Source organism: Streptomyces colwelliae (genome assembly GCF_048158785.1).
In the GTDB taxonomy this organism is placed as follows: Bacteria; Actinomycetota; Actinomycetes; order Streptomycetales; family Streptomycetaceae; genus Streptomyces.
Genome location: NZ_JBLTJC010000620.1, coordinates 1 through 3782, shown reverse-complemented (window position 1 = coordinate 3782; position 3782 = coordinate 1). Strand labels below are relative to the sequence as shown.

The window sequence follows — 3782 nt, the reverse complement described above, 5'->3', positions numbered from 1 at the left end:
GACGGGCCGATCAGTTCGTCCAGGTCGGCGGAGATGAGCAGCAGGTCAGCGAACTCTCCTACAACGTCAACGGCGACGGCACCGCACCCGAGATCCAGCTCGGCGAGAGCAGCTGGGTGTGGCAGCGCTACGGCGTCTCGATCGGCGGCACGCGCTACACCCACGGCGCGACCGTCCACGGCCGCTCCTCCGTCACGATCGGCCTCAACCGCCAGTGCGTCTCCTACGACGCGACGGTCGGCGTCGACGACATGATGCTGGGGATCGGCAAGGTCTCCTTCTCGGTGTACGCCGACGGGGTCCGGCTGTGGCGGTCCGGGGAGATCGAAGGCGGGGACGCCGCGGTGCCGGTGCATGTGAACATCGCCGGGCGCAAGACCGTACGGCTGGTGGTCGAACCGCACAGCTCCTTCGACGACTTGACGCTTGCGGACTGGGCGGAGTCGAAGTTCACGTGCAAGTAGGGCGCTGTGCCAGGGGTTGTGTCGGGGACGGTGCCGGAGCGGGTAGTTCGGCCAGGACCTCGTCCATGGTGAGCGTTTCGCCTCGGGCGCGTTCGGCCGCGTAGCGCTCGGGGCCCAGTTCGGTGCGGGTCGTGGTCTCGGTGTGCTCGACCCGGGTGCGCTCCGGCATGGGGCGCGGGTGGCCGCCGCGCCAGCGGTCGCCGACGGCCAACAGCCGTACCGCGCGCGGTAGTTCGCCGAGGTCTGCGGAGAGCAGCGCCGTCTGGTCCACCAGGTGCGCGATCAGCGCGTCGGCGCAGTGCTGGTCGATGGCCTCGCGCAGGGTGGCGGTCATCTTCTCCAGCCCGCGCTCCGGTCCCGACTCGGCGGCGGTGACCAGGGCGGCGACCGCGTTCAGGCCGGCCCTGAACTGCGGTGGGGGCGTGCCCTTCTCGCTCTCCGCCCAGGCGCGGTCGCTCAACTCCCGCGCGCGGGCGGTCTCCCCGTCCTCCAGGGCGATGTGCGCGCGCAGCATCAGGACGAACGCGCGGGCGTCCGGTACACCGTGCCGCTCGGCCTCCTCGGTCGCCCGGTCCAGGCCGGCGAGGGAACTGTCGCGGTCGCCCGCGCGGAAGGCGAGTTCGGCGAGGCGGGCGATGAGGAACGGGGTCTCGGTGTAGGCGCCGACCTCGTAGGCGAGCTCCAGCGCCTCCTCGTACGCCGTCCTCGCCTCCTCGAAGCGGCCGCGGACCATGGCGGCCTCGCCCACCGCGCTGGACACCTGGGCGCGCACCCAGCGGTCGCCTACACGGCCGGAGAGCGCCTTCAGCGCCTTCAGGTCCTCGTCGATGCCTGCCATGCCGCCCGGCGAGTCGACGAGGAGGTGCGTCCGGAACATCAGCAGGACGGCCTTCTCCCAGTCGCCGCCGTGGACACGGACGTTGACGGCCGCCGCCTCCATCGCGGGCCGGATGTCCATCGACTCGGTGAGGAAGTAGGCGGTGAGCGGCCAGATGAGCCCCGGCATACGGGCCGACTGCGGGCCGCCGGCGGCGAAGTAGCCCTGGATCAGCTTCATGTACTGCCACAAGCGCTCGTCCATCAGGCCGTCCGCCGTCCGGCCCAGGATCTCGGACTCGGCCCTGAGGAAGAGATCCAGCAGCCGGAGGTCCATCCGCCGGCTGTGCAGGGGGTGCCGGGCATCCACCTCCGGGTCGGCGACGTAGGCCTCGAACGGGTCCTGGGCGGGCCCGTCCGGTGTGCTCAGGGTGAGGACCCGGATCACCCATTCCGCGCCCTCGGTGCGGTAGTTGCGCAGCCACCAGAACCAGCCGACGGCGAGGGCCAGGGCGCCCGCCTCCTCCTCGTCGCGCGCGGCGACGGAGCGGCTGAGGGCCGCCCGGATGTTGTCCAGCTCGGTCTCCAGGCGGGCGATCCACGGGAGTTGGTCGCCGGAGCGGAGCAGGGGCTCGGCCGTCTCCACGAGGGCGCGCACCCACGCGCGGTGCCGGCGCTCGGCCGCGGCGCGCGGCTCGGGGGTCTCGGCGGCGCGCTCGACGGCGTACTCGTGGATGGTCTCCAGCATGCGGTAGCGCATGCCGCCGTCCGCGTCCCCCGGGGTGGCCACGATCAGGGACTTGTCGACCAGGGAGCCGATGAGGTGGGCCGCGGGGCCGGTGCACACGGCCTCCGCCGCCGCGAGGTCCCAGCCGCCGGCGAACACGGAGACCTCGCGCAGCACCGTCCGCTCCGGCTCGTCGAGCAGCTCCCAGGACCAGTCGACTACGGCCCGCAGGGTCTGCTGGCGGGGCAGCACCGTGCGGCTTCCGGAGGTGAGGAGGCGGAAGCGGTCGTCGAGGCGGTCGGCGATCTGGCGCGGGGTGAGCAACCGGAGCCGGGCGGCGGCCAGTTCGATGGCCAGGGGCAGGCCGTCGAGGCGGCGGCAGATCTCCGCGACCGCCTCCGTGTCCTGGAGCACGGTCCCCGCGCCCGGGCGGACGGCGGTGGCGCGCTCCGTGAAGAGGCGGTGCGCCTGGTCGGGGACGAGGGGCTCGACCGGGCGAACGGACTCGCCGGGGACGCCCAGGGGTTCACGGCTGGTGGCGAGGATCGTGAGCCCCGGGCAGCGGGTCAGGAGCGTTTCGGCGAGGTCGGCCACCGCGCCGATGACATGTTCGCAGTTGTCAAGGATCAGGAGTCGGCCGCGCGAGGCGCAGTACTCCACCAGCAGGGCGACCGGGTCGTCCTGCGTGGTCAACAACTCGGTGGTCAGCAGCGCGGTCTCGCGCAGACCGAGGGCACTGACCACCGCGCCCGGCACCGCCTCCGGCCGGTCGAGCCGGGCCAGCTCGACGAGCCACGCCTGCGGGAGCCCGGCGGCGGCTTCCTCGGCGAGACGGGTCTTTCCGGAGCCACCCGGTCCGGTGAGCGTGACCAGGCGGGCCCTGTGCAATTCGGAACGGATGGCGGCGATCTCGGGTTCCCGGCCCACGAAAGAGGTAAGCCGTGGACGCAGGTTGCCGTCGCGTCCGGGGCGCCCGGGGGCAGCGGGCGCCGTACTCGCCGGTGCCGTCGCTGTGAGCAACTCCCCGTGCAGGGCGCGCAGTTCCGGACCCGGGTCGGTACCGAGCCCCTCGGCGAGCGCGCGCCGGGCCGCCTCGTACGCGGCGAGGGCGTCGGCTCCGCGGCCGCAGGCGCGCAGGGCGCGGATGAGGAGGGCGTGCAGCGGTTCGTCGTAGGGATGGGCCGCGGTCAGTTCCTTCAGTTCCGGTACGACGTCGGCGGCGCGGCCGAGCAGCAGGTCGGCCTCGGCCCGCGCGCGGGTCGCCTCCTGGCGCAGCGCGTCCGGGCGGGCGGCGGCGGACCGGTCGGGGAGGTCGGCGAGCGCGGGCCCGCGCCACAGGGCGAGCGCCTCGGAGAGGTCGCGGGCGGCGGTGGTCGCGTCGCCCCGGTCGAGGGCGGCCGTGCCCTGGCGTACGAGGTGTTCGAAGACGAACAGGTCCACGTCGTCCCGGGTCGCCGCGAGGCGGTAGCCGCCGGGGTCGGAGGCGATCGCTTCTTTACCGAGGGTGCGGCGGAGGCGGCCGACCAGGGCCTGGAGGGCGGCCGGGGAGTCCTGGGGAGGTTCGTCCGCCCACACCTCGTCGATCAGGGTGCCGACGGGGATGATCCGGCTCGGGTGCAGGGCCAGCGCGGCGAGCAGGGCACGGATACGCGCACCGCCGAGGGGCACGTCGGTGCCCTGTTCGTCCTCTGCCCGGGTGCGCCGAAACCGGCCGCCGCGTGCCAGCGCAGGCGTTTCGCGGCGAGCGAGCCGATGCCCATCGCGAACACCATGAC

Annotated in this window: 2 protein-coding genes; one reads left to right on the top strand and one right to left on the bottom strand. The window is 73.6% G+C overall.

Translation table 11 applies throughout. The features are described 5' to 3' along the window. A partial coding sequence (locus ACNFOC_RS52100; protein WP_416965977.1) for an NPCBM/NEW2 domain-containing protein occupies window positions 1-464 on the top strand: 464 nt, incomplete at its 5' end. Here ACNFOC_RS52100 and ACNFOC_RS52095 read toward each other — a convergent pair. Further along, window positions 451-3675 (bottom strand): ATP-binding protein, encoded by a 3225-nt coding sequence (locus ACNFOC_RS52095; protein ID WP_416965976.1) that lies wholly within the window; start codon window positions 3673-3675, stop codon window positions 451-453. The genes ACNFOC_RS52100 and ACNFOC_RS52095 overlap by 14 nt on opposite strands. Window positions 3676-3782 lie beyond the last annotated feature (107 nt).